Source organism: Burkholderia sp. Nafp2/4-1b, assembly GCF_003635165.1.
Taxonomy (GTDB): Bacteria; Pseudomonadota; Gammaproteobacteria; order Burkholderiales; family Burkholderiaceae; genus Burkholderia.
Window position 1 is genome coordinate 1 of record NZ_ML058608.1, and the last position, 20,873, is coordinate 20,873.

Here is a 20,873-nt window from a genome sequence, read left to right on the forward strand (position 1 = left end):
ACCTGTTACTGTTTTCGGTTCTTTCGAACCGGTCGCTCACTCAAAGCTGACAGGAATATGAATCACTTCATAAACCTGACTTACTTTAGTGTGAGACTCTTGATACTTTCGCTATCTGATCCGAAGATCAGCTCGCTTCCATCAAGCGCCCACACTTATCGGCTGTTAATTTTTAAAGAGCATTTCTGCGAGGAACTTCGCGTTTCTCAGCAGCGCTGCGTTTTCAGCAGCAGAGAAGCGAGATTATCAACCGTTTTTTAAAACTCGTCAACAACTTTTTTAACTACTTCGTTGCGACGACTGCGGTTTTAAATCCGTGTGCGGTGGGGCTCTACAACCTGCCATCAACCGCACTGCTTCCCTTCTTTTCCCCCGCGCTCCGTTTCCGTTAGCGCGAAAGAGGCGTGATTCTATGCACCCGGACCCGTCTCTGCAACCCTTTTGTGAAAATTTTTTTACAAGCCGGGCCCGGGGCCCGTCGAGGCGCCCCAACCGGTCATGAAAGGAAAGCGGCTCGGCAGAGGCTGCGCACGATAAACCATGAACAACCCCGCCGGCGTCGGGCGTCCCCTTCCGTCGCTCACCTTCCCACCATCGCTCTCACTACCCCATCCCGCCGGATCAATCCGTGATAGAGCGCCGCCCCAAAGTGCGCGAGGAACGTCAGGAAGAACAGGTAAGCCAACACACGGTGGGCAACCCGGAGCCAGGCAAACGTCACCGGATCAGCCGAGACCAGCGCCGGCAACTGCACGCCGCCGCCCAGCGTCACTGGATACCCGCCAGCGGACAGCATCGCCCATCCGATCAGCGGCATCGCCAGCATCAGCGCATACAGCACCAGATGCGACCCATGCGCGGCAACCTTCTGCCACCACGGCAGATCCGCCGGCAACGCCGGCGGCTTCGACACGAACCGCACCACGATCCGCACACACACCAGCACCAGCACGGCAATCCCCAGCGGCTTGTGCAACGCCACCAGGAAATCGTGTCGTTCGGAAACCGATGCCACCATTCCCACGCCGACGAACAGCATCGTGAGAACCATCGCGGCCATCACCCAATGCAACACCCTCGCCGGCAAGCTAAACGTCGTAGCAGCTCTCATCACCGTCCCTCCGCACTCAATCGCGCCGCGCCGGCCACGCCGGCCTCTTCACTCGTCCTGCGCAGATACGAATCCGCATATGCCGCGGAGCGCGCCGCCAGCAACGGATCGCCCGACACCTGAATGCCCTGCGGGAGCACCGTCGGGTCGTAATTCACGTCCCGGCACGGCCCGCTGTCCTGCGGCGCCACGCGATCGAGCACGAGCGTGCCCGCGTCGATCGTCGTCCGCTGCGCGGGCCAGGTCTTCGTCGCGTCGTCCACCGGGTCGCCGGGCTCGGCCAGCGTGACCAGCAGCTTCCACTTCTGCGCACCGTCCGCGATGCGCCGCGTCAGGTCCTGCTGCAATACGTTCGGGTCGGCAGCCGTCGCGACGGCGCCGGCGCCGGCCGTCTGCTCCGGCACGACGCGCCACCGCACCGCCTGGCGCTTGCCGGCCGCGTCGACGAAGTAGAACGCGTTCAGCCCGTAATAGCTTTCGGTGACGTAGCTCGCGCTCGGCTTCGCACCCTTCACCCAGGCGAGGAACGCGGCCGTCTCCGGATGCGCGCCGAAAAACGCCTTCACCTTCGCCGGATCGGGCTTGCCCGTCGCCGGATCCGGCCGGGTCGCGAGCACCTGCGCGTAGAACGCCTTCGGCGTCGCCACCGGAAACACCGGCATCGCGTTCATCCCGGTCCGCCACTGCTGGCCGTCCGGTGCGGTGAGTTTCAGCGCGAGGCTGCGGATCGGCACGCTGCTGTCCGGCGCATACGGATTCCCGCCCGGCAGCGCGAAGCGGCCGACCACCGGCGTGCGCACCGCCTTGAAGAACGGCGCGACCGAATACGCGCTCGCCGCGCCGTTGCCTTCGAAGTAGCCGGTCACGCATACGCCCTTCGCGTGATTGCGCCGGTAGCCCGGATGCTCGCCGCCGGCCGTCTGCAGCGCGTCGACGAGCCGGTGCGGGGTCAGGCGCGCCGGCGCGAGCCAGCCGCCGACATACCCGAACGCCACGGCCACGCCGGCCACCGCGCCGCCGATCACGGCCCAGCGCCACAGCCCGCGCCCGGGCTCGCCCGGCGGCGAAGAAGAGGAAGGTTGCTTCATGGATGCACTCCCGATCGTCAGATCATTGTCGAACGCACGTAGGACGCCAGCCGGGCCACTTTATTCCATGAAGAAATTTTTTGTATGCTGAAGGAATAAGCAGCGCCGACCGGCGTCCTACGCAGCATCTCCACGCTTATCGGCTCGCGCCCCCCGGCCATGCCCTCAAACGCCCCCGACGACGACGCATTGCGCGAACTCATTCCGAGGCTGCGACGCTTCGCGCTCTGGCTCGCGCGCGACGTCCACGCGGCCGACGATCTCGTCCAGTCGACGCTCGAGCGCGCGCTGTCGCGCTGGACGAGCCGCCGCGACGACGCATCGCTGCGCAGCTGGCTCTTCACGATCCTTTACCGGCAGTTTCTCGACGGCAAACGAAGTGCCAAGCGCTACGCGTGGCTGCTGGGCCGCATCGGCACCGACGACGAGCTGCACTGGCCGTCCGCCGAACGCGAGGCGACCGCGCGCGCAACGCTCGAGGCGTTCGGCCGTTTGTCCGACGAGCAGCGCAGCTTGCTGTTGCTCGTCGCGGTCGAGGGCTTTACGTATCAGGAAGTCGCCGACCTGCTCGACGTGCCGATCGGCACCGTGATGTCGCGACTCTCCCGGGCGCGCCAGGCGCTGCGTCAGCTCAGCGACGGCGAGCTCCCCGCTCCTTCTCTCCGCTTGATGAAATGAACACCCTCCGTCCCGACGAACATGATCTCCAGGCCTATGTCGACGGCCAGCTCGACGACGACGCGCGCGCCGCGGTCGAGCGATATCTCGCGCTGCATCCGGAGAGCGCGGAACAGGTGAAGCAATGGCAGCAGGACGCGCAGCGATTGCGGGCCGCGCTCGAGAGCGTGCGGATGCCGGGTGAGAATCCTGAGCTCGATCCGGCGGCGATTCGGGCGCGGCGCGCGGAGCGCTCGCGGATGCGGTTCGCGATAGCGGCTTCGTTCGTGTTCTGTATTGGGTTGGGGACGTTTGGTGGGTGGCAGGCGCGTGGGTGGAACGCGCCGCCGGCTATCGCGCCAATGAGCGATGCGGTCGAGGCTTACCGGATGATGGTGGTCGATCAAACCGCGAAGGTGGATTTTCGGCCGACGAGTGCGGGAGATCTGCAGGGATGGCTCACCCGGCGCGTGGGGGCTTCGGCGAGGTTGCCGGATTTGAGTGCCGCCGGGTTCAGGCCCGTTGGTGGGCGGTTGTTTACGACGGATAGTGGCGCTACGGCTGCAATGGTGCTCTATCAGGACGATGCCGGACGGACGCTGAGTTTCTATCTGAGGCCCGCGGAGTCGAAACATCGGCTGCTGCCGGCCGGGCAACGTGTGGACGGGTCGTTGCTCGCGCGGTATGGGTCGGCGAATGGGCTCAACTTCGCGATCGTCGGGCCGGCGGATAGTCTCGGGCAAGGATCGGTCGTGCGGGCGCTTGATCAGCAGACTTGAGTGGAACTATGTGCGGCCTGCGGTCCGGCCGCTGCGGCTAGACCAGCCGGAAAGCGCTCGCGCTCACCGTTCAGGTCCACAGCGTTTGGATTCGCTTTAGTGGTGGTTATCCACATCGCGAACCTCGTCGCGGTGCGTTCGCAAATGGGCGTACCCTCTTCGGTTCCAGCGACACAGGGTTTGGTGTCGTTTGGATGCAGGATATCCACATCGACCGCAACGACTCGGCATGCCGTCGCATGTCGAACCGCTCACCTCGGATTCCACAGCATTTCGAGTGGCTTCGGGTGGTGATATCCACACCGTTCTCGTCGGGCCGATGCACAGAATTTCGATTTAGGTTGCGTTCGAGTTGTTCACATACGCGTGAGCAACCCTCATTGATGCTCACCGGTAAATTGCACAGCGTTTCTGATTGTTTTGCGTGCCGGTTATCCACACTCGAAGGCCAAGCGCTACGGCGACACGGACGTCACTTGATCGAGTAAGTCCAGAGAATCTCGCCGGTTTCCGGGGAAACCAAGTACTTGATCGACGTCCCGCGCAGGCTTGCATCGGCGAGCCCGCGCGGACGTCGGCCATCCGCCCGTCCTTCCGTTTCCATACTACGTACGCTTCACCAGACGCCACGTCACCCAGTGCACCTTGAGCTCGCCCAGATTGTCCCTGACCAGCATGTCCGGCATGGCCGCCCCGGCTTCGATGCGCAGCGTCTTGCCGCCGTATTCGTCCGTCTGCCATTCACCGGAAACCGGGCAGATATCGCCAGTGCGGACCTGCGCAACGGGGTCACGGTTTGGCGCCGGCGCTGATGGCGGCTCGAGGAAATACTGCGATTCGTCGGGGATGACGCCGTCCGCGTATCGCTTGTCTTCCCACAACAGTCGCCAGTGCGTGTTGACGGGCGTTCGCGTCTCGTCGTCCCTGAGGTTCGGCGCGCGAATGTCCCGAATGAAATAATTGAAGCAGCCGTTGTTGCGCAAGCTGCGATTGCCCACCGGCACGACGCCCAGCAACTTCGATTGCTCGACGGCAACGGGTTCCCAGATGCCGTCGCAAGGCACTTTGTCTCCGGACTTGATTACCGGTCCGACTGGTTCCGGAACCTCGGGCAGGTTCTCCGGAAACACCGGATACGGGAGCGTGTAGAAGGTGTATTCGTATGCTCCCGGTGACAGCAGCAGCCCTACCGAACGCAGTTGTGCGAGGTCGTTGTTCAAACTCGACGGCTCTAACGGAGCATTCTCCATCTGGTATTCCGATGCGTGCAGCAGTTGGGCCAGCGCATCGATCTTCGCCGGGTAGGCAGCCATCTGCGCACCGCGCTCCCAGAAATCCGCATGCGGGAAGAAATACGCGTTCAAATAGTCATACCGATCAATCGCGTATTCCAGCGGCTCGCCACGCTGCCACACGAATCGATACCCCCGAGCCAGTTCCGCCAATCCTCGATCGTAAGAAGCGAGGATTTCGAAGATGGTCGGCAAATGGTCTGCGTGCACGCGCTCGGGATCGTCTTCCGGCCAAGTCTTCACCGCGTTTTCATACTCGTTCGCGAAGATCGCAAAGGCATCGCGCTTGCGCTTCCAGAGCGAAAAGCTGGTCAGCCGTTGAAGCAGCCAGAAAATCCTGCGCCGCGTCGTGTCATCCGTCATGTCGTATTGCTTGATCGTCTTCGTCATCGCTGACCTTCATAACTCGCTGCCGATCGCGTCGTTGCGGTCACTTTGCTGTTGGTCGTCTTGGTCTGGATTTCGTCACTCGCCAGCCGGCGTGTCTTCGTCGAGTAGTGGATGTCGTCCTCGTACTTGCTGTAGCCGTAGACCTTCTCGACATTCTCCCAGTTCGTCTTGTGGAACTCGATCTTGACGCCATCGAACTCCCGCTCGACGTGCACATTCGCATGCCCGGTGAAATTCTCGAATTCCTTCTTGATCTTGTTTCCTTCTGCGGTCACATATTCCGACAGTTTGCCGAAGTCGACGACCAATTGATCGGCGCCGCCTTCAAGATATTGAACGGGCGTCACTGACCCATACTGCTCGGCAATCTTCCCTGCCCACGCATTGGCTGTCGGCATACGCTCGCCGAAATCGTGCGGCAACTGCATGACCACGATGAACCCGTTGCCGTTCCATGCATCCAGCACCGCACAAAGCCTGCGCCACTCCTCCGCGGTCTTCGGCGGCTCGCCAAATCCCCAGAACGCGGGGCTTCTGCCGCCCGCCGAGCTACCACCCGGGTACATCGCCAGTTCGGACGGGTTGCCAAAGACGCGAAACACCTTCTTGCCCGCGAGCTCCTTTGCAGTCAGTGCCTTGATCTCACCGCTGAACGACGCGACATCGGTAAAGACCTTGTCTTTGCCGAACATTGGCATCTTGCCTATCTTGGCAAGGATGTCCGGCCATCCCTGGGCAATTTTCTCGCCGTATTTCGCTCTAAGCCACGCCTCGACCTTACCTTCGTCAGCCAGGCATTGCGCCGACGGAAAGCGACCCCGACGAATATCGCGCGCAAGCCTGCGCTCCTGCAGATACGCCTCAGCCTCACGCTGGAGCTTCGGCACGCCGCCTGTCGCGATTTCATGCACCTCGCCGCGATAGACCATGTTCTGCAGCACCTTGAGCTTCGCGTTCAGCTCTTTGATCGCCTCCGGTACGATCTTGTCGGCCATGTCCTGAATCGCGTGGAAGCCGCTACTGACACGCTCAAGCGCGGCCCGCCACTTATCCGGCAGCATTCGACCGACGCGCGCATTGAGCGAACGCTCGATGGCCACGCGAACCGTCGCGCAAAAATCCTTCAGGCGGGAAATCGCTTGCGCCTGGTACTTGGCCAGGTCCAGTGCCTTCAACCACTTCGGTGCGTCGCCGTGCCCCATTCGATTCAGGAATTGCACGACCGCCTTCAGCAGCTCGGCATCTTTCGCGACATCCCCGGTGACCTTCAGCAGCAAACGCCCGACGCCCTTGATGACCCCGCCCACCACCGGAATCAGCGCAAAGATGAGTACGACCAGCAGCACGCGCTGCATCGTATCGTTCCGTTTGACCGGATCCTGACTCATACCAATGCTGACTGCCAGCAGATCCCGAACGGCGGTTGCGTCGCCCACGAGCGGAATCATGCCGATCACCGCATCGACGATGATCTGGCTGATCGTTTGCTTTTCGTTGAATGCTCCTTCCAGCGTTCCCCAGCACCACTGCCCGACTTCCAGCGACGTTGCCCTGAAATCCTCGATCGTCAAGCTCACGCTCACGCTCCCCCGTGCTTGTTGATGATTGAATCGATATCGGCGTCGGACAGGCTTTCTCCCTTGTAGTCGGGATTGGCGGTCGTATCCTTGCGCGCATACGCGCGCGCGTCCGGTCCGAGTTCAACCTTGATGGCGCCAGCCGGCACGTTCTCCAGATGCATCCGGCCGTGCGAATCGAGCACGCCCTCGCGCGTGGTGCCATCGGGCAGCGTCGCAACATACTTCGCGCCCTGAACGGGCTCGTTGTCGTGATACTGGTATTGCAGCGCCGCCGCATGCGTGGAAGTCGGCATTGCCGGCAGCGGATATGCCATGCTCGTCGGCCCCGCGAATGTATGCGATGCCCCTTTGATGTCGACCTTGCCGGGCGCATGAACCTCGACGTTGCCATCCTTGATCCGGATGTATGCGCCGCCGCTTGTCAGCACGATCCCCTGATCGGCTGCGATCTCGATCCTGTCGGTTGCGGACACAACCTTCACTGCCTTCTGCGCGGTCACCTCGATGTTGTCCGACTGCGCCTGGATCTCGACCTTGCCTTTGCCCGCGAACAGCTTCATCCCCGCGTTCTGCACGAACAGACTCAGCTTCTGCCCGATGCTGCCGATCAGCGACTTGCCCGTCGCGACATGCACGCTCTGCCCGCTCACGACATTCACGTGATCGTTCGCAACCATGTGCAGCGACTGCTGCGCCGACATACCGATTCCCGACGGGCTGCCGAACAGCATCACCGGTTCCTTGAACGCATTCGCGCTGCCCGTGCCGCCGCCGGCCGTCCGGCCGCCCGCGGTGCTGCCGGATACGTTGTTTTGCGTTGCGTCGGCAAATGCGCGCATCGTGTCATGCGCGTCCTTCAGGCTTTCTGCCTGATGCTGCTCGCTCACGCCCGATAGCGCTTCGACCAGGCTCTCGCCCGTCACGAGCTGCCGCTGCGCTTCCTTCACGTCGAGCGGCTGGCTGTTCACTGCCTTCGGATGCGTGGTGAAGTACAGGCCCTGGCTCGCCCGCACCGCGCCGTACGCGTCCGACCGCAGATCGAAACCGCTCCCGAGATACGACCCGCGCGAATTGCCGTTTTGGTCGATGATGTAGCCGAGATGCAGCAGGCTGTTCGCGCTGCTGCTCATCAGCTGCACGCGGTTCTGCCCGGTCGCGTCGTCCATCACGAGATGGTTGTAGCCGCTGCCGGAATACTCTTTCGATCGATAGCCGGAGAGGATCCCGTCGCTATGCCACTGCGGCTGGTTCGCGCCGTTGTACACGCGTCCGACCGCCAAGGGCCGGTCGCAGTCGCCGCCGACGTAGTCGATCAGCACTTCCTCGCCGATACGCGGCACATGCACGCCGCCATAGCCGCCACCGGTGTCCGACTGCACGACCCGCACCCAGCACGACGCATTCTCGTTGCCCGGGTTCAGGCGATCCCACACGAACTGCACGCGAATCCGGTTCAACTCGTCGGTATAGACTTCTTCGCCCTGCGGCCCGACGACGATCGCCGTTTCGAGATGCATCTCGGGCTTGGGATGTTCGAACGGGCTGCGATACGGGACGCTGGAGCGCTGCGCCTCGACCTCGACGAGGTAGAAGCCGACTGAACCGTCGTCATGCGGCACCCGCAGTCCAGGCGTGTTTTCGTATCGCGCACGTGTCCGGTCCAGCACGCGCGCCAGGCTATGCGGGAAATCCGAATCGGTGCCGGGTACCGGCAGATTGTTCTCGATCCACCAGGCGACTCCGATCGCGGCAAACTCGCGCTGCTCAGCGGTATCGCGATCGTGCTCGGGATGCTCTGCCAGCGTAAAACGCCGGCCGGCATCGACGCCGCGCACACCGCCCGACCCGAAGAAGCGCTTCGCCTGTGACTCCCATCCCTCCATCCGGATCTTCGACAGGTGATCGCCGCGCGACTGGTCCAGATACGTGTAGCCGCCCGTGTACTCGTACACCTCGAGTTGGTCGGGCAATGCCCCTTGGCCACCCATCGTCGGCAACGACGTACCCTTCGGGTTCGCGGACTGCGCCGGATTCTTGTAATCGAACGTACGTGTCGTCAGCGTCACGCTCTGCAACGTGCGCGTGCCGGACCATTGCGTGAACGCGTCTGCTTCACCCGCCGCGCCGCCGCGAAAGAAGCGCACGGTTTCCGGCGACATCGGCGTGAACGCCCGCAGGTTGTCGGTGATCACGAGGGTATGCGACTTGCCGTCGTCGGCCTGCTGCCACGCGCAGTAGAGTCCCTCGTCTTCCATCAACCGATGCACGAAGTTCCAATCCGTTTCGCTCTGTCGCGTGAACGACCGGTTCGGCAACGGTTGCGACAATACAAAGCGGAACTGCCCGCGTGCTTCCGGATGCGTGCCCAGCACGTCGGAAATGATGTCCTCCGCGTTCCGCTCGATCCAGATCTTCTCGTCCCGACGAAACCGCAGCACGTGCATCCACGCGTGCAGGTCAAGCTGATAAGTCGTCAGGCCGCCGTTCGCACCAAGTCGACGTGCGGTGTACAAGTAGCCGCTGATGGGCCGATACGAATCGTCGGCCTGCTGGATCCAGAGCGTCGCAGGCTGCGCGATCAATTTCTTGAGTTCGAGACCGTCGTCGCTCGAAATTACGTCGAGCGTAAACGAATAGTCTCGGCCGATCCGAGATCGGCCAACCGCGCGCTGTACGGCAAGTGCATTGGCGCCCAGCGGCGTATCCAATTTGAGCAAACGGTTCTGCTGAAGCAAGCCACCGCGAATCGCGGCGCCGATGTCCGGCATGTTCATTATCAGGCCCTTTTTTATTTCAGCACCCTCGGATGGTGTCTGTCTCGCTATCGCGCGGGATTTTACCGGTTTATCAGGGCTCTACCATTAATCATCATCGGCTGGAATGTTGAGAATCTTGAATTGGTGTCGTGCCTCACGCGTTATCGAGGGCCCCTGCGGTTTCGCTATTGGCCGGAACAAATTCGGCGACTCGTCGGGAATGACGCTGGCGTTTCATCGACGGCGGCCACGCTTCTTTCGCGAGCCACTCGACAATTTTCGCGATGCTCTCGCCGGACAACTGGTCGACACGCTCGACGAACACCCCGTAGTCGAGATCGAACTTCACGTTGAATCGCTCGCCCTTGTACCGACAACACAGGACTTCGGCTTCGGGTAGCGACACGCGTTGCTCGAACACCATGTTGCCCGGGTGTCGTTGCATTCGACGCGCGACGGCGTCGATATCGAGTACGTCAAGCCGGGGCGATGAGGATCACTCATCTGGTCATCCGGGCCGTCGGACTGCGCATCCGGAATCCCCGCGATTCTACAGACCAATCCTTTCTCTGATCGCCTGCCTGCCTGCCTCACAGCCCGCCGATCTGATTGTGCGCTCGTCGCACTTAGTGCATATCCTGCCCGGATCACAGTCGCCGGACTGTGCTTATCCAAAGGTGTTAACAGAGTTCGTATACATACGTAGTGATAGTTAACAAGCACGCCGCCTCACAGTGGATAACCTCCGTAACCTGCTGAATTTTCAGCGCGAAGCGGAATGCATAACCCCCGGCAATGCACAGGCAAATCTCTGTGGAGCACAGAACAACTTTTCGTCGATTCGCCGCCGCGCCAACATATCCTCAATCGTTCCACTGTGAATCCAGAGGCTTGCCGGACGGTTATCCATAGAGGGCTGTGGATAAGTTGCAGCGCAAAGTCGATTTGTCTAACGAACCATGGCGACGAGATACAACCCGCCGAGGATCATCGCGACGCCTCCCCATTGCACATACGACACACGCTCACCGAAGAGCACGATTCCGGCCAGAAAGACGAGCACGAACGTGAGTGCGGTAAACGGATACACGACGGTGAGCCCGGCCTTGCTCAATGCGAAGATCCAGAGCACGGTTCCCGCGCCGTAGCAGAGCAGCCCGAGCGCGACCCACGCGTTGATGAATTCGGCGAGTGCGTGACGACCGTCGGCGCCGACCTTGAACGCGACCTGGCCGGTCGCAGCCAGGAACACGCCGGCCAGAATGAGAACGTAGACGGACAGTTTCACCGGCCTTCCTCGCTGCGCTTCAATCGGTTGGCGACCATGCGGCTCTTCAACATGGCGATGCGGGTCTTCACGCGTACCGGCAGCCAGCGCAGCAGGAACTTGCGCGCCTTGTAGCCGATAGGCGATACATCCGATATCTGCGAACGGCTGTCAACGCGGTGTTGTCTGATGGCGTCCGGCAGCCGTTCCACTTCATCGGCGGCAACGAAAAAGAGCAGGTTGTAGCGGTACCACGGCTCGATGCGCGTGTCAGCGGCGACAAGCGGCCGTACGAAATCGAACAGCTGGTAGCCGCGGCGCGCGAACAGGTCACGCCAGAACCCGTAGCCCTGTTCGTTGATGTGGTTTTCGCCGCCCTGGCCGGGCACGGCAGCGGAAAACAGCACATGCTTGCCATGCCGGACGAGATTGTCGACGAGTATCTCGCTGGATGTCTTCGGTACGTGCTCGCCGACTTCGAGGCACTCGACGAGGTCGAATGTCCGACCGAGATCGAAGCGCTTCGAAATATCGGCCGGCACGAAGCGGGCGCGGTCGAACAGCAACACCGAACGATCCACGTAGTCGCCGTCGATGCCCGTCACGTCCTGCACGCCGAGCTCGCGATGCACGCTGAGCCATGCTCCGGCGCCGCAACCGACGTCAAGGATGCTCGCAGGCTTCAGCACTGCATTGACGCTTGGCAATACGCCGCGCGCGGATCGTACCGATCCCTCGCGCTGGTACCGGTAGAACGTCTCGTCATACGGCCGCGGCGTGTCGTCCGCGATGAATCCAGGTGGCATCGCAATCTCCCGATGGCGCGATCGGTGCATGGCATGGCGCGACGCTTCGCACCTCATGCGACGGCCGTGCAATCAATCGCCCCGACAAGCCTGCTTCTCATACACTGACCATTCGCCCGCCGTCTTCACGCGCACGACGCGACAGTCCGGATTGGCGAAAAACGCGTCCGGCAGCGGTGTTTCGGCGCGGACGAAGAAGTACCGGTACAGGCGCCCCTGGTGCCGCTGCCAGTTGAAGTGCTGGTACAACTGCTGCGGCGAGACGTCGGACGGCCCCACGCCGGGCAGCCGGTCGAGCCGGAAGCGGACGATCTGCGGCGGGAACCGTGCGGCATTGAAATCGACGAACCCGCGATGCTCGGCCTGATACCAGACCGGAAAGTTCTCGTAGACGAACGGATTATCCGCAGCCACGCTCGCCCGGTCGACGATGATCCCGAGGCCGCGCTGCGCCGGTTCGATCGTGTTGGCGACCAGGTCGAAATCAGCGCTCTCGTCGGCGAAGCGCAGCACGCGCACGCCTTGCTGCGCGACGAAGCCGGCGCAGATTCCGGCAAGGATCAACTGCGCCGTCAGCGCGAGCCATGGCGTCGCCCCTCGACCTGGCTCCGCCGGCATGGGCGCCCGGAACATCAATGCATAGAACGGAAACAGGAACAGCGCGAAGCGCGGAAACAGGAAGAACGTATTGATCGCGAACAGCGGCACGCCAAACCAGACAACGGTCAGGACGGTTGCCGGTACATAGGCGGTGACGTGTCGGTTTGCCCTCGACGCCATCAGGAACGGTGCGGCAACGATCAACAGGAAGGCCAGCAGCGTACCGTCGTCGGCGGTAATACCCCACGGATAGAACACGGCGGCAATCATTCGGGCCAGTGGATTGATGGTCCAGATCACGGTGAACGGATACATCGGGGCCAGATCGACGTCACGATGCAATAGCGCGTACAGCACCGTGACAAGCGCGAGCACCGCATACGGCCACGCGGCAAGCAGTGCGCGCGGAAACGTGCGGGGCCGGCGCACAAGCAGGAACAACGCGCCGATCGCGTTCGCGAACACGAAGATCAGCCCGTGCGAGAAAAACAGCGCAAGATTGACGAGCGTCAGTACAGTGCCGCGGCGAGCGGTCGGCTGCTCGGCATAGTCGAGCGCAAGCGCAATGAAGATCATCGCGACCGGCGCGGCGACCAGATACGAATAGAGGCCGAATTCATACGCGAAGCCGAAGAACCCGGGCACGCACAGCCAGTCGAGGCGCGGGTCCGTACCGAGACGCCGGCGTAGCGCGATGTACGCGGCGACGAAACCGTAGAACGACAGGGTCAGCATGACCTTGAACGCGGCAGTGACCGGCATCACGAACGACAGTGCGGCCGCCGCGCCATAGCCGAGCAGGTAGGGTGTAAAGAGGTTGATCCGCAGCAGCGGCGCCCAGGGCGACTGGCCAAGCAGCATGTCGTGCAGCGTGGCGACCTGTGCCGCATGTTGCGGAAGATCGACCATCGGCGGGTGCGGCGCGAGCCAGAACAGCAGGCCGGCCGCCGCGACCGTCGCAACGAACAGCGCCCGCAACGCACGATCCACTGCGCGATATGGCCACGCGTGCGGCAGGCGGCCGCTTACCGTGCTCTCATCCATTGCGCGAGTCCCCCGCGTGAGATACCGACGTCGCCGGCCACGTGCCGGATCGTTGCGGTACAGGACCGATTGCCCGTCATAGCGTCTTCTCGACGATGAAGCGCGGGCGTTGCTTCGTCTCCGAATAGATCTTCGCGACATAGCCGCCGATCACGCCGAGGAACAGCAGCTGCAGGCCGCCGAGAAAGTACATCGGGATCACGGTGGACGCCCAACCCGGCACCGAACGGTCGGTGAACAGCCGGATCGACAGTGCCCAGACGCCAAACACGGTCGAGGCCAGCGCGAGCAGGGCGCCAACATATGCGCTCCATTGCAGCGGCTTCGTCGAAAACGACGCGACACCGTCCGATGCGAGCAGGATCATCCTCGCCAATGGATATTTGCTTTCGCCGGCGAAGCGCGGCTGCCGGTCGTACCGGACGATCGCCGTCCGGAAGCCCAGCAGCGGCACGATGCCGCGCAGGAACAGATTGACCTCGCGGAAGCCGCGCAATTCCTCGATCGCCCGGCGACTCATCAGGCGGAAGTCCGCGTGATCCGGCAAGATGTCGACGCCGAAGCGGCGCAGCAGCCGGTAGTAGCCGCGCGCGCTGACGCGCTTGAAGAAGCCATCGCTGTCACGACGCTGCCGCACGCCGAATACGATCTCGGCGCCGGATTGGTATTCGCGCAGCATGCGCGGGATCGCATCGAGGTCGTCCTGGAGATCGGCGTCGAGACTGATCAGCACGTCGCCGTTCACCTTCATGAGGCCGGCGAGCAGCGCATTCTGGTGCCCGTGGTTGCGCGACAGCTTTAGGCCATGGATACGCGGATCGGCGGCATGGAAGCCTTCGATGAGCGACCAGGTCCGATCATGCGAACCGTCGTCGATAAACGTCACACCGCTCGCGCCGTCAATGACGCCTTCTCGGGCAAGCTGATCAAGCAGGATCGTGAGCCGGCGTACGGTTTCCGGCAACACGGCTTCTTCGTTGAAGCAGGGAATTACCAGATTGAGCGCGACCATACCCACCCCGATATCGTTACGCGTACGTTGCGGTCTGCCGTCGTCACGAGGGGTACTGGTTAGTGCAATGTGGCCGGCGCGTGGTGCGTCACGCGCGCCTGTTCCCCGTGGCTGGATCGGGCCGGTTCCTGCTCTTGATTATCGTTCGCGATCCCGGCCTGGATTCGCGACGAATCCATTATGACGGAACGTGCTCCGGCCCGGTGAGACGTCGCAGTGAGGATGAACCCGGATGCGATCGCGATTTGCTTTGCACACCGGGCGGTCCCCCTGGACACACGCTCGATTCAAAAAATTTTCACAAAGGGGCTTGTGCTCCTCAAAAACCCTCTCTATAATTCGCGGCTTCTTAGGCTCGTAGCTCAGTTGGTTAGAGCACCACCTTGACATGGTGGGGGTCGTTGGTTCGAATCCAATCGAGCCTACCAACGAACAAATGAAGGGGTCCGGCAGCACGCATTGCCTACAGGCAATCCGGCTCGCCAACATACAAACGCCACGCGGCAACATCGCGTGGCGTTTTTCTTTTTGCGGCCCAAACCGCGCATGCACGTGTCGATGAACGTGCGGGTCGCGCATGGCGAGCAGCGGCCGGCAATCGGCAAATCAGCACGCAGAGCAGGGGACGCGGGCGCCAGAAGCCCACCCGCCACCTTCAATGCAGATGCTTCAACTTGTCAGGATTCCGCACGACATAGATCGCGACGATCTTCCCGTCATCGATCTCGAGCGCCGTGGTCCGCAATTCTCCATCGGCTTCCAGCGTGACGAACCCCGGCAACCCGTTGATGAACCCCGCCCGCACGAGCTTCGACGCATGCGTGGCGAACAGCTCGGCCAGGTACGCGTGCACTTTCATCACGAGATCGAAGCCGAGCACCGGCTTGCCCGCAGCCGCGCGCTTGCCGCCGCCGTCCGAATGCAGGCTCACGTCCTCGGCAAGCATCGCGCCGAGCGCGCGCATGTCGCCGCTGCGTGACGCCGCGAAGAACGCCTCGGCCAGCTCGATCCCGCGCTGCTTCTCGACATGGAAGCGCGGCCGCGCGTCGCGCACATGCGTACGCGCCCGCGCGGCGAGCTGCCGGCAGGCGGCCGGGTCGCGCTGGATCGTCGTCGCGATCTCGTCGAACTCGAGGCCGAACACGTCGTGCAGCAAGAACGCCGCGCGCTCCAGCGGCGACAACCGCTCGAGCGCGAGCATCAACGGCAGCGTGACGTCCTCCTGTTCATCTTCCTCGACGACCGGCTCGGGCAGCCACGGGCCGATGTAGGTCTCGCGCAGGTGTCGCGCGGACTTCAGCTGATCGAGGCACATGCGCATCACCATGCGGCGCAGGAACGCCTCCGGCACGCGGACCTCGGTGCGATCGACGTCCATCCAGCGGATGAACGCCTCCTGCACCATGTCCTCGGCGTCCGCGACGGAACCAAGCATCCGGTAGGCGACGCGAATCAGCGTGCGACGCAGCGGGTCGAAACTCGACGCTGCATCAGCACGGTCCGCGGCGTTGCCGGCGCCCGAATCGACGCTCGTCATCAGGAGACCATCTTCGCGGCAGCGGCCTTCGCGTCGGCCGGATCGACCCACAGTCCGAAGCCGACGGCAAGCCGGTTCCAGCCGTTGATCACATTGATCATCAGCGTGAGTTTCACCTGTTCCTCCTGGCTGAAGTGATCGTTCAGCGCCGCATACGCGGCTTCGTGCGCACCGTGGCCCTCCGACAGCCGCGTGAGCGCTTCGGTCCAGCCGAGCGCCGCACGTTCGCGGTCGGTGTAGCAGGGGGCTTCGCGCCAGGCGGCCAACAGGTTGATGCGCTGCTCGGTCTCTCCTTGCTCGCGCGCCTCGACGGTGTGCATGTTAAGGCAGTTCGCGCACGCGTTGATCTGCGATGCGCGGATCTTGACCAGCTCGATCAGCGTCGGCTCGAGGCTCCCGGCAGCGGCGACCGACACGGTCATCCAGTTCTTCATCAACGCGGGGGCGGCGGCAAACGGATTGAGTTTCGCAGTCATGGTTCCTTCTCCTTTGGCGTGGGTTTCGCTGATATGACGAGCGAGCACCCCGCGCGTGTGACATCGACACGAAAAATTTTTCAAAGGCCGGGAAGGGTGTGGAGGGAAGGGCAGCGGAGCGTAGTGCCAATGCACCATGAGACCCGCGCGTCCGACGCAGCCAGTATTCGCACATGACGCCGTGCTGCCGCCGAGCCCCGCACCATCGACCTTTCATTGGCTCCGCGTGACTGTCATCGGGCGTCAGCAGTGCGGCCGCGTAGGCATGCGCATTGCTGTCGTCGGCCGAGCCCCGCCATGACGGGCATCGACAGCTCGGCATATCGCCGAAGCCCGCAACGCGCATGCTTTCATTTTTCTTTCGCCTTTGTTTCACCCGAAATCGGATTCGCGACGTTTACATTTCTGGCCCATACTGTTCTGCACGGGCAGATGAAGTGACGCCGCCTCAGCGGCCCGGCGCGCGCCGGCTGCCCGACGACGCAACAACGAAGGTCGCACGTCAGCCGCGCGCATTCGAGCGCAAGGCTTTCCCTTTTCCGGCAACGCAACGCAGCGAATCGCGACGTGGACGGTAAACCGATGAGCCTCCCTGCATCCCAGCTTCAGCGCCGTTTCCAGGACGTGCGCGCCCATAGCGTCGCGTTGACCGCGACGCTATCCGCCGAAGATCAGGCCGTGCAGTCGATGCCCGACGCGAGCCCGGTGAAATGGCACCTCGCGCATACGACCTGGTTCTTCGAAACCGTCGTGCTGATGCGCCGCGTGCCCGGCTACGCGCCGTTCAACGACACGTTCCAGTTCCTCTTCAATTCCTATTACGAAGCACTCGGCCCGCGCCATCCGCGGCCGCAGCGCGGGCTGCTCACGCGTCCGTCGCTGGACGAAGTGCATGCGTACCGCCTGCATGTCGACGAAGCGATGCTGCGCGCGCTCGATGGTGCCGATCCGGCATTGCTCGCCGCGATCGCGCCCGAGATCGAACTCGGCCTGCATCACGAGCAGCAGCATCAGGAACTGATCGTCACGGACATGCTGCATGCGTTCTCGTGCAATCCGCTGAAGCCGGCCTTCCGCCCGCGCAGCAACGCCGATACGCACACGGCACTGGCCGCCGGCGATGCCGGCCCGCTGCGCTGGCTGCATCAGCCGGGCGGGCTCGTCGAGATCGGTCACGACGGCGATGCGTTCTCGTTCGACAACGAACGGCCGCGCCATACGGCGCTCGTGCGGCCGTGCGAGATCGCGAACCGTCTGGTGACGAATGCGGAATTCGCGGCCTTCATCGCGGACGGCGGCTACGCGCGCCCCGAATACTGGTTGTCCGACGGTTGGGCGACGGTGCAGCGGGAAGGGTGGCAAGGGCCCGCGTACTGGATTCCCGACGATGACGGTGATCCGGCGACCGCCCACGCATGGCGCACGTTCGGCCTGCACGGCGTGGAACCGCTCGCGCCCGATGCGCCGGTGTGCCACGTGAGCTTCTACGAAGCGGCCGCGTATGCGGAATGGGCCGGCGCCCGCCTGCCGACGGAGTTCGAATGGGAAGCCGCGTTCGGCGCGGAAGGAATTCAACAGATGCTCGGGCACGTGTGGCAGTGGACGCGTTCGTCCTACGAGCCGTATCCGGGCTTTCGGCCGCTGGCCGGGGTCGCTGCCGAATACAACGGCAAGTTCATGGTCGGCCAGCAGGTCCTGCGCGGCAGCAGCATCGCGACGCCGCCGGGGCACGAACGGCCGACGTACCGCAATTTCTTTCCGCCGGCCGCGCGCTGGCAATTCACGGGGGTGCGACTTGCGCGAGACGTCTGACCTGACGGCCACGAGCGGTGGCCTGCAACCCGCCCGCGACACGCGGCCGAGCGCGTTCGAGCGCGACCTGATCGACGGACTGTCGCGCACGCCGCGCAGCATCCCGCCGAAATACTTCTACGATGCGGCCGGCTCCGCGCTGTTCGACCGCATCTGCGAACTGCCCGAGTACTACCCGACACGCACCGAGCTCGGCATCCTGCGCGATCGCGCAGCCGAGATCGTGCGGCGCGTCGGCCCGCATGCGGACATCGTCGAATTCGGCGCCGGCTCGCTCGAGAAGATCCGCGTGCTGCTCGACGCATGCGCGGACAACTACGCGAACGCGCCGGCGCGCTACGTGCCGATCGATATCTCCGCGGACTACCTGCACGGCGCGGCCGCGCGGCTGCGTGCCGCGTATCCGTGGCTCGACGTCGCGCCGATCGCGGCCGACTACACGAAGGCGGAGCAACTGGCCGAGCTGACCGAGACGCCGCGGCGGCGCATCGGCTTCTTCCCGGGCTCGACGATCGGCAACTTCTCGCCGGAGGAAGCCGACGCGTTCCTGCGCGACGCCGCGCGGCTGTTGCGCGGCGGCGGCCTGCTGGTCGGCGCGGATCTCGTGAAGGACGAGCGCACGCTGCATCACGCGTACAACGACGCGCAGGGCGTGACCGCGCAGTTCAACCTGAACCTGCTCGCGCGCGCGAACGCGGAGCTCGGTGCGGATTTCGATCTCGACGCGTTCTCGCATTGCGCGTTCTACGATCGCGAGCGGCAGCGCATCGAGATGCATCTCGTCAGCGACATCGCGCAGACGGTTCACGTGCGCGGCCACGCGTTCCGCTTCGAGGCCGGCGAGCGCATCCATACGGAGAATTCGCACAAGTTCACGATCGACGGCTTCCGTGCGATCGCAAGGCGGGCGGGATTCGAGCCCGACACCGTGTGGACCGATTCGGACAACCTGTTCAGCGTGCACTGGCTGCGCAGCGTCGACGACATCCGCGCGTAACGGCGTGGCGCGCCGCTCGCACGGGGTGCGGCGGTGCGGCCGACGCGTTCTCCGGCAAAAATTCCCGCTTTCACCGTATCGACACGCCGTTGCAACGACGTGTCGATTCACGCGTCATCCTTGTCCTGCAAGGCGCTACGCCCGCCCGTAAACGACCGTTACCGCTCTCGCACACCGGTTTCACCTGTGTCTGCCTCTGATGCCTACAGTGGGAACCGTAGTCACATCAAGCACGCCACGTGCAGGGAGTCGCGAAATGAGCAAGAAACTTATTCTCGGTGCAGTCCTCGGTGTAGCGGCGCTGGCCGCGTCGGGCGTCGCATCGGCCCACGTCGACCTGTCGGTCGGGATCGGCGTGCCGGGTGTCTACGCGGCGCCGGAACCCGTCTACGTCGCGCCGCCTCCGCCGGTGGTGTATGCGCCGGTGGGCTATCGCGATGACGACTGGCGTGCGCGTCAATGGCGCGAACACGAGTGGCGCCGCCGTGAATGGCGCGAGCACGAGTGGCGTGAGCGCCGCGACCACGGTGGCGGCTGGCGCGGCCGCTGGGACTGAGGCACGTGGCGACCGGCTGACGACGCGTACACGGATCACCACGGACAAAGGAGAGTGATCGCATGAAGCCCATTCGACATCTCAGGTTGTGTGCGACGGCTGCTGTCGTTGCGCTCGCAACCATCGGCAGCGCGCACGCGGCGGGCTGCATGAAGGGCGCGGTGGTCGGCGGCGTCGCCGGCCACTACGCGGGACATCACGGCGTGGCCGGCGCGGCCGGCGGCTGCATCGTCGGTCATCACATGGCGAAGAAGCACGAGAAGGAACAGGCCGCACAACGCAAGGCTGCGCACGACGATCAGGCGTCGCAGTAAGCGCACTCCCTGGCGGAACGGCGCAACGGCGCCGTCTCCGCCTCTCATCTTCATTGCCGGCCGACCACGGCCCCGCAGTTCACCACCGCGTACCGAATCCCCGTAAATTGATCTGACGAATGAGTGCCCCGCGTGCCGTTACGATCATTTACAACGCCGGATCGCACAACGCCCGCGCACTCCTAAAATGCAGTCACTCGAACGCGCTCCAGGGAGCAAACAATGAAAACGCAACGATATCTTTCCGTGCTCGCAGCTGCGCTGCTCGCACTCGGCGCCGTTTCCGCGAATGCGGCGGCCGGCGGCAATGGTGGCGGTGGCAACGGCGGCGGCCATGGTGCAGGTGGCATGGGTGGCAATGCGGGCGGCATGTCGGCCGGCCACATGAGCGGCGAAGCGCTGAGCAATTCAAACGGCATGCACGCGGGCGACCGCGACAAGGGCCTGGCACGCGCGGCCGACCGCTCCGATTCGATCGCCGACCGCGCCGGCGCGCAGCCGGGCCGCGGCCACGGGCGCTCCCATGGGCACACCGCCCACGCGTCGACGTCCACGCATCACGGGCATCGCAACGCATTCGGCCGCACGCTGTAAGCGCGGCGCACGCATGCGAAAGCAGGGCGCTTCGGCGCCCTTTTTTCATGGCCGTGGCGAAAAGTGCGTACGCAGCGTGTCGCACGCGAGCATCGCATCGACCCCGATTTGCAACCAGCCGTAACCGGGTTTGCGCACGCGCGAGGCTACGAATCGCTTTCACTCGAATGACAGCAGGATTCACCGGCGTCGAGACGGGGATCGC

The 20,873-nt window shown here is 63.5% G+C and carries 20 protein-coding genes and 1 tRNA gene; 9 read left to right on the forward strand and 12 right to left on the reverse strand.

The genetic code is table 11. The features are described from left to right. Positions 1 to 580 precede the first annotated feature (580 nt). On the reverse strand, positions 581 to 1,111 hold the full coding sequence (locus C7H84_RS18245; RefSeq protein ID WP_121860102.1) for a cytochrome b: 531 nt from the start codon (positions 1,109 to 1,111) through the stop codon (positions 581 to 583). Then, positions 1,111 to 2,199: a catalase family peroxidase gene (locus tag C7H84_RS18250; RefSeq protein WP_121860103.1), complete on the reverse strand. Its 1,089-nt coding sequence runs from the start codon at positions 2,197 to 2,199 to the stop codon at positions 1,111 to 1,113. Before C7H84_RS18250 ends, C7H84_RS18245 begins: the two co-directional genes overlap by 1 nt. A gap of 159 nt (positions 2,200 to 2,358) precedes the next feature. Between C7H84_RS18250 and C7H84_RS18255 the strand changes: the two genes are divergently transcribed. Together C7H84_RS18255 and C7H84_RS18260 are read left to right on the forward strand one after the other, a co-directional pair. Then, complete coding sequence (locus tag C7H84_RS18255; RefSeq protein WP_121860104.1) at positions 2,359 to 2,877, forward strand: sigma-70 family RNA polymerase sigma factor; 519 nt, start codon at positions 2,359 to 2,361, stop codon at positions 2,875 to 2,877. Continuing rightward, positions 2,874 to 3,635 (forward strand): anti-sigma factor, encoded by a 762-nt coding sequence (locus tag C7H84_RS18260; protein WP_121860105.1) that lies wholly within the window; start codon positions 2,874 to 2,876, stop codon positions 3,633 to 3,635. Before C7H84_RS18255 ends, C7H84_RS18260 begins: the two co-directional genes overlap by 4 nt. A 605-nt stretch (positions 3,636 to 4,240) precedes the next feature. Here the strand turns inward: C7H84_RS18260 and C7H84_RS18265 are convergent. The 8 genes from C7H84_RS18265 to C7H84_RS18300 all read right to left on the reverse strand — a co-directional run bounded on the left by C7H84_RS18265 (position 4,241) and on the right by C7H84_RS18300 (position 14,382). Next, positions 4,241 to 5,317 (reverse strand): Imm72 family immunity protein, encoded by a 1,077-nt coding sequence (locus tag C7H84_RS18265; RefSeq protein WP_121860106.1) that lies wholly within the window; start codon positions 5,315 to 5,317, stop codon positions 4,241 to 4,243. Next, complete coding sequence (locus C7H84_RS18270) at positions 5,314 to 6,894, reverse strand: hypothetical protein (RefSeq protein ID WP_121860358.1); 1,581 nt, start codon at positions 6,892 to 6,894, stop codon at positions 5,314 to 5,316. Before C7H84_RS18270 ends, C7H84_RS18265 begins: the two co-directional genes overlap by 4 nt. Before the next feature lie 2 nt (positions 6,895 to 6,896). Continuing rightward, the gene (locus C7H84_RS18275; protein WP_121860107.1) at positions 6,897 to 9,671 is read right to left on the reverse strand and encodes a type VI secretion system Vgr family protein; all 2,775 of its coding nucleotides are present in this window, start codon (positions 9,669 to 9,671) and stop codon (positions 6,897 to 6,899) included. A gap of 136 nt (positions 9,672 to 9,807) precedes the next feature. Then, positions 9,808 to 10,077 (reverse strand): hypothetical protein, encoded by a 270-nt coding sequence (locus tag C7H84_RS37180; protein WP_240462048.1) that lies wholly within the window; start codon positions 10,075 to 10,077, stop codon positions 9,808 to 9,810. Positions 10,078 to 10,602: 525 nt separating this feature from the next. Next, on the reverse strand, positions 10,603 to 10,941 hold the full coding sequence (locus C7H84_RS18285) for an EamA family transporter (protein ID WP_121860108.1): 339 nt from the start codon (positions 10,939 to 10,941) through the stop codon (positions 10,603 to 10,605). Then, the gene (locus C7H84_RS18290; protein ID WP_240462049.1) at positions 10,938 to 11,783 is read right to left on the reverse strand and encodes a methyltransferase domain-containing protein; all 846 of its coding nucleotides are present in this window, start codon (positions 11,781 to 11,783) and stop codon (positions 10,938 to 10,940) included. Before C7H84_RS18290 ends, C7H84_RS18285 begins: the two co-directional genes overlap by 4 nt. 15 nt (positions 11,784 to 11,798) lie before the next feature. Next, positions 11,799 to 13,370, reverse strand: coding sequence for a hypothetical protein (locus C7H84_RS18295; protein ID WP_121860110.1), 1,572 nt, complete (start codon positions 13,368 to 13,370; stop codon positions 11,799 to 11,801). Positions 13,371 to 13,446: 76 nt separating this feature from the next. Further along, a complete protein-coding gene (locus C7H84_RS18300) occupies positions 13,447 to 14,382 on the reverse strand; it encodes a glycosyltransferase family 2 protein (protein ID WP_121860111.1) in 936 nt (311 codons plus the stop codon). A gap of 351 nt (positions 14,383 to 14,733) precedes the next feature. Here C7H84_RS18300 and C7H84_RS18305 point away from each other — a divergent pair. Then, positions 14,734 to 14,810: transfer RNA gene (locus tag C7H84_RS18305), tRNA-Val, on the forward strand. Positions 14,811 to 15,037: 227 nt separating this feature from the next. Here the strand turns inward: C7H84_RS18305 and C7H84_RS18310 are convergent. Both C7H84_RS18310 and C7H84_RS18315 read right to left on the reverse strand, forming a co-directional pair. Next, positions 15,038 to 15,919 carry a sigma-70 family RNA polymerase sigma factor gene (locus C7H84_RS18310; protein WP_121860112.1) on the reverse strand — a complete coding sequence of 294 codons (882 nt, stop codon included), beginning with the start codon at positions 15,917 to 15,919 and terminating at the stop codon, positions 15,038 to 15,040. Continuing rightward, positions 15,919 to 16,395 carry a carboxymuconolactone decarboxylase family protein gene (locus C7H84_RS18315; protein WP_121860113.1) on the reverse strand — a complete coding sequence of 159 codons (477 nt, stop codon included), beginning with the start codon at positions 16,393 to 16,395 and terminating at the stop codon, positions 15,919 to 15,921. The genes C7H84_RS18310 and C7H84_RS18315 overlap by 1 nt, the downstream gene beginning before the upstream one ends. 297 nt (positions 16,396 to 16,692) lie before the next feature. Between C7H84_RS18315 and C7H84_RS36440 the strand changes: the two genes are divergently transcribed. The 6 genes from C7H84_RS36440 to C7H84_RS18345 all read left to right on the forward strand — a co-directional run bounded on the left by C7H84_RS36440 (position 16,693) and on the right by C7H84_RS18345 (position 20,668). Further along, entirely contained in the window at positions 16,693 to 16,836 is a 144-nt protein-coding gene (locus C7H84_RS36440; protein ID WP_162999309.1) for a hypothetical protein, read from the forward strand. A gap of 141 nt (positions 16,837 to 16,977) precedes the next feature. Continuing rightward, the gene (gene egtB / locus C7H84_RS18325) at positions 16,978 to 18,207 is read left to right on the forward strand and encodes an ergothioneine biosynthesis protein EgtB (RefSeq protein ID WP_121860114.1); all 1,230 of its coding nucleotides are present in this window, start codon (positions 16,978 to 16,980) and stop codon (positions 18,205 to 18,207) included. After that, complete coding sequence (gene egtD / locus C7H84_RS18330; RefSeq protein WP_121860115.1) at positions 18,191 to 19,204, forward strand: L-histidine N(alpha)-methyltransferase; 1,014 nt, start codon at positions 18,191 to 18,193, stop codon at positions 19,202 to 19,204. The genes egtB and egtD overlap by 17 nt, the downstream gene beginning before the upstream one ends. A 256-nt stretch (positions 19,205 to 19,460) precedes the next feature. Further along, positions 19,461 to 19,760 carry a hypothetical protein gene (locus tag C7H84_RS18335; protein WP_121860116.1) on the forward strand — a complete coding sequence of 100 codons (300 nt, stop codon included), beginning with the start codon at positions 19,461 to 19,463 and terminating at the stop codon, positions 19,758 to 19,760. A gap of 62 nt (positions 19,761 to 19,822) precedes the next feature. Beyond that, complete coding sequence (locus C7H84_RS18340; protein WP_121860117.1) at positions 19,823 to 20,074, forward strand: hypothetical protein; 252 nt, start codon at positions 19,823 to 19,825, stop codon at positions 20,072 to 20,074. Between the two features lie 222 nt (positions 20,075 to 20,296). After that, positions 20,297 to 20,668, forward strand: coding sequence for a hypothetical protein (locus tag C7H84_RS18345; protein WP_121860118.1), 372 nt, complete (start codon positions 20,297 to 20,299; stop codon positions 20,666 to 20,668). Positions 20,669 to 20,873 lie beyond the last annotated feature (205 nt).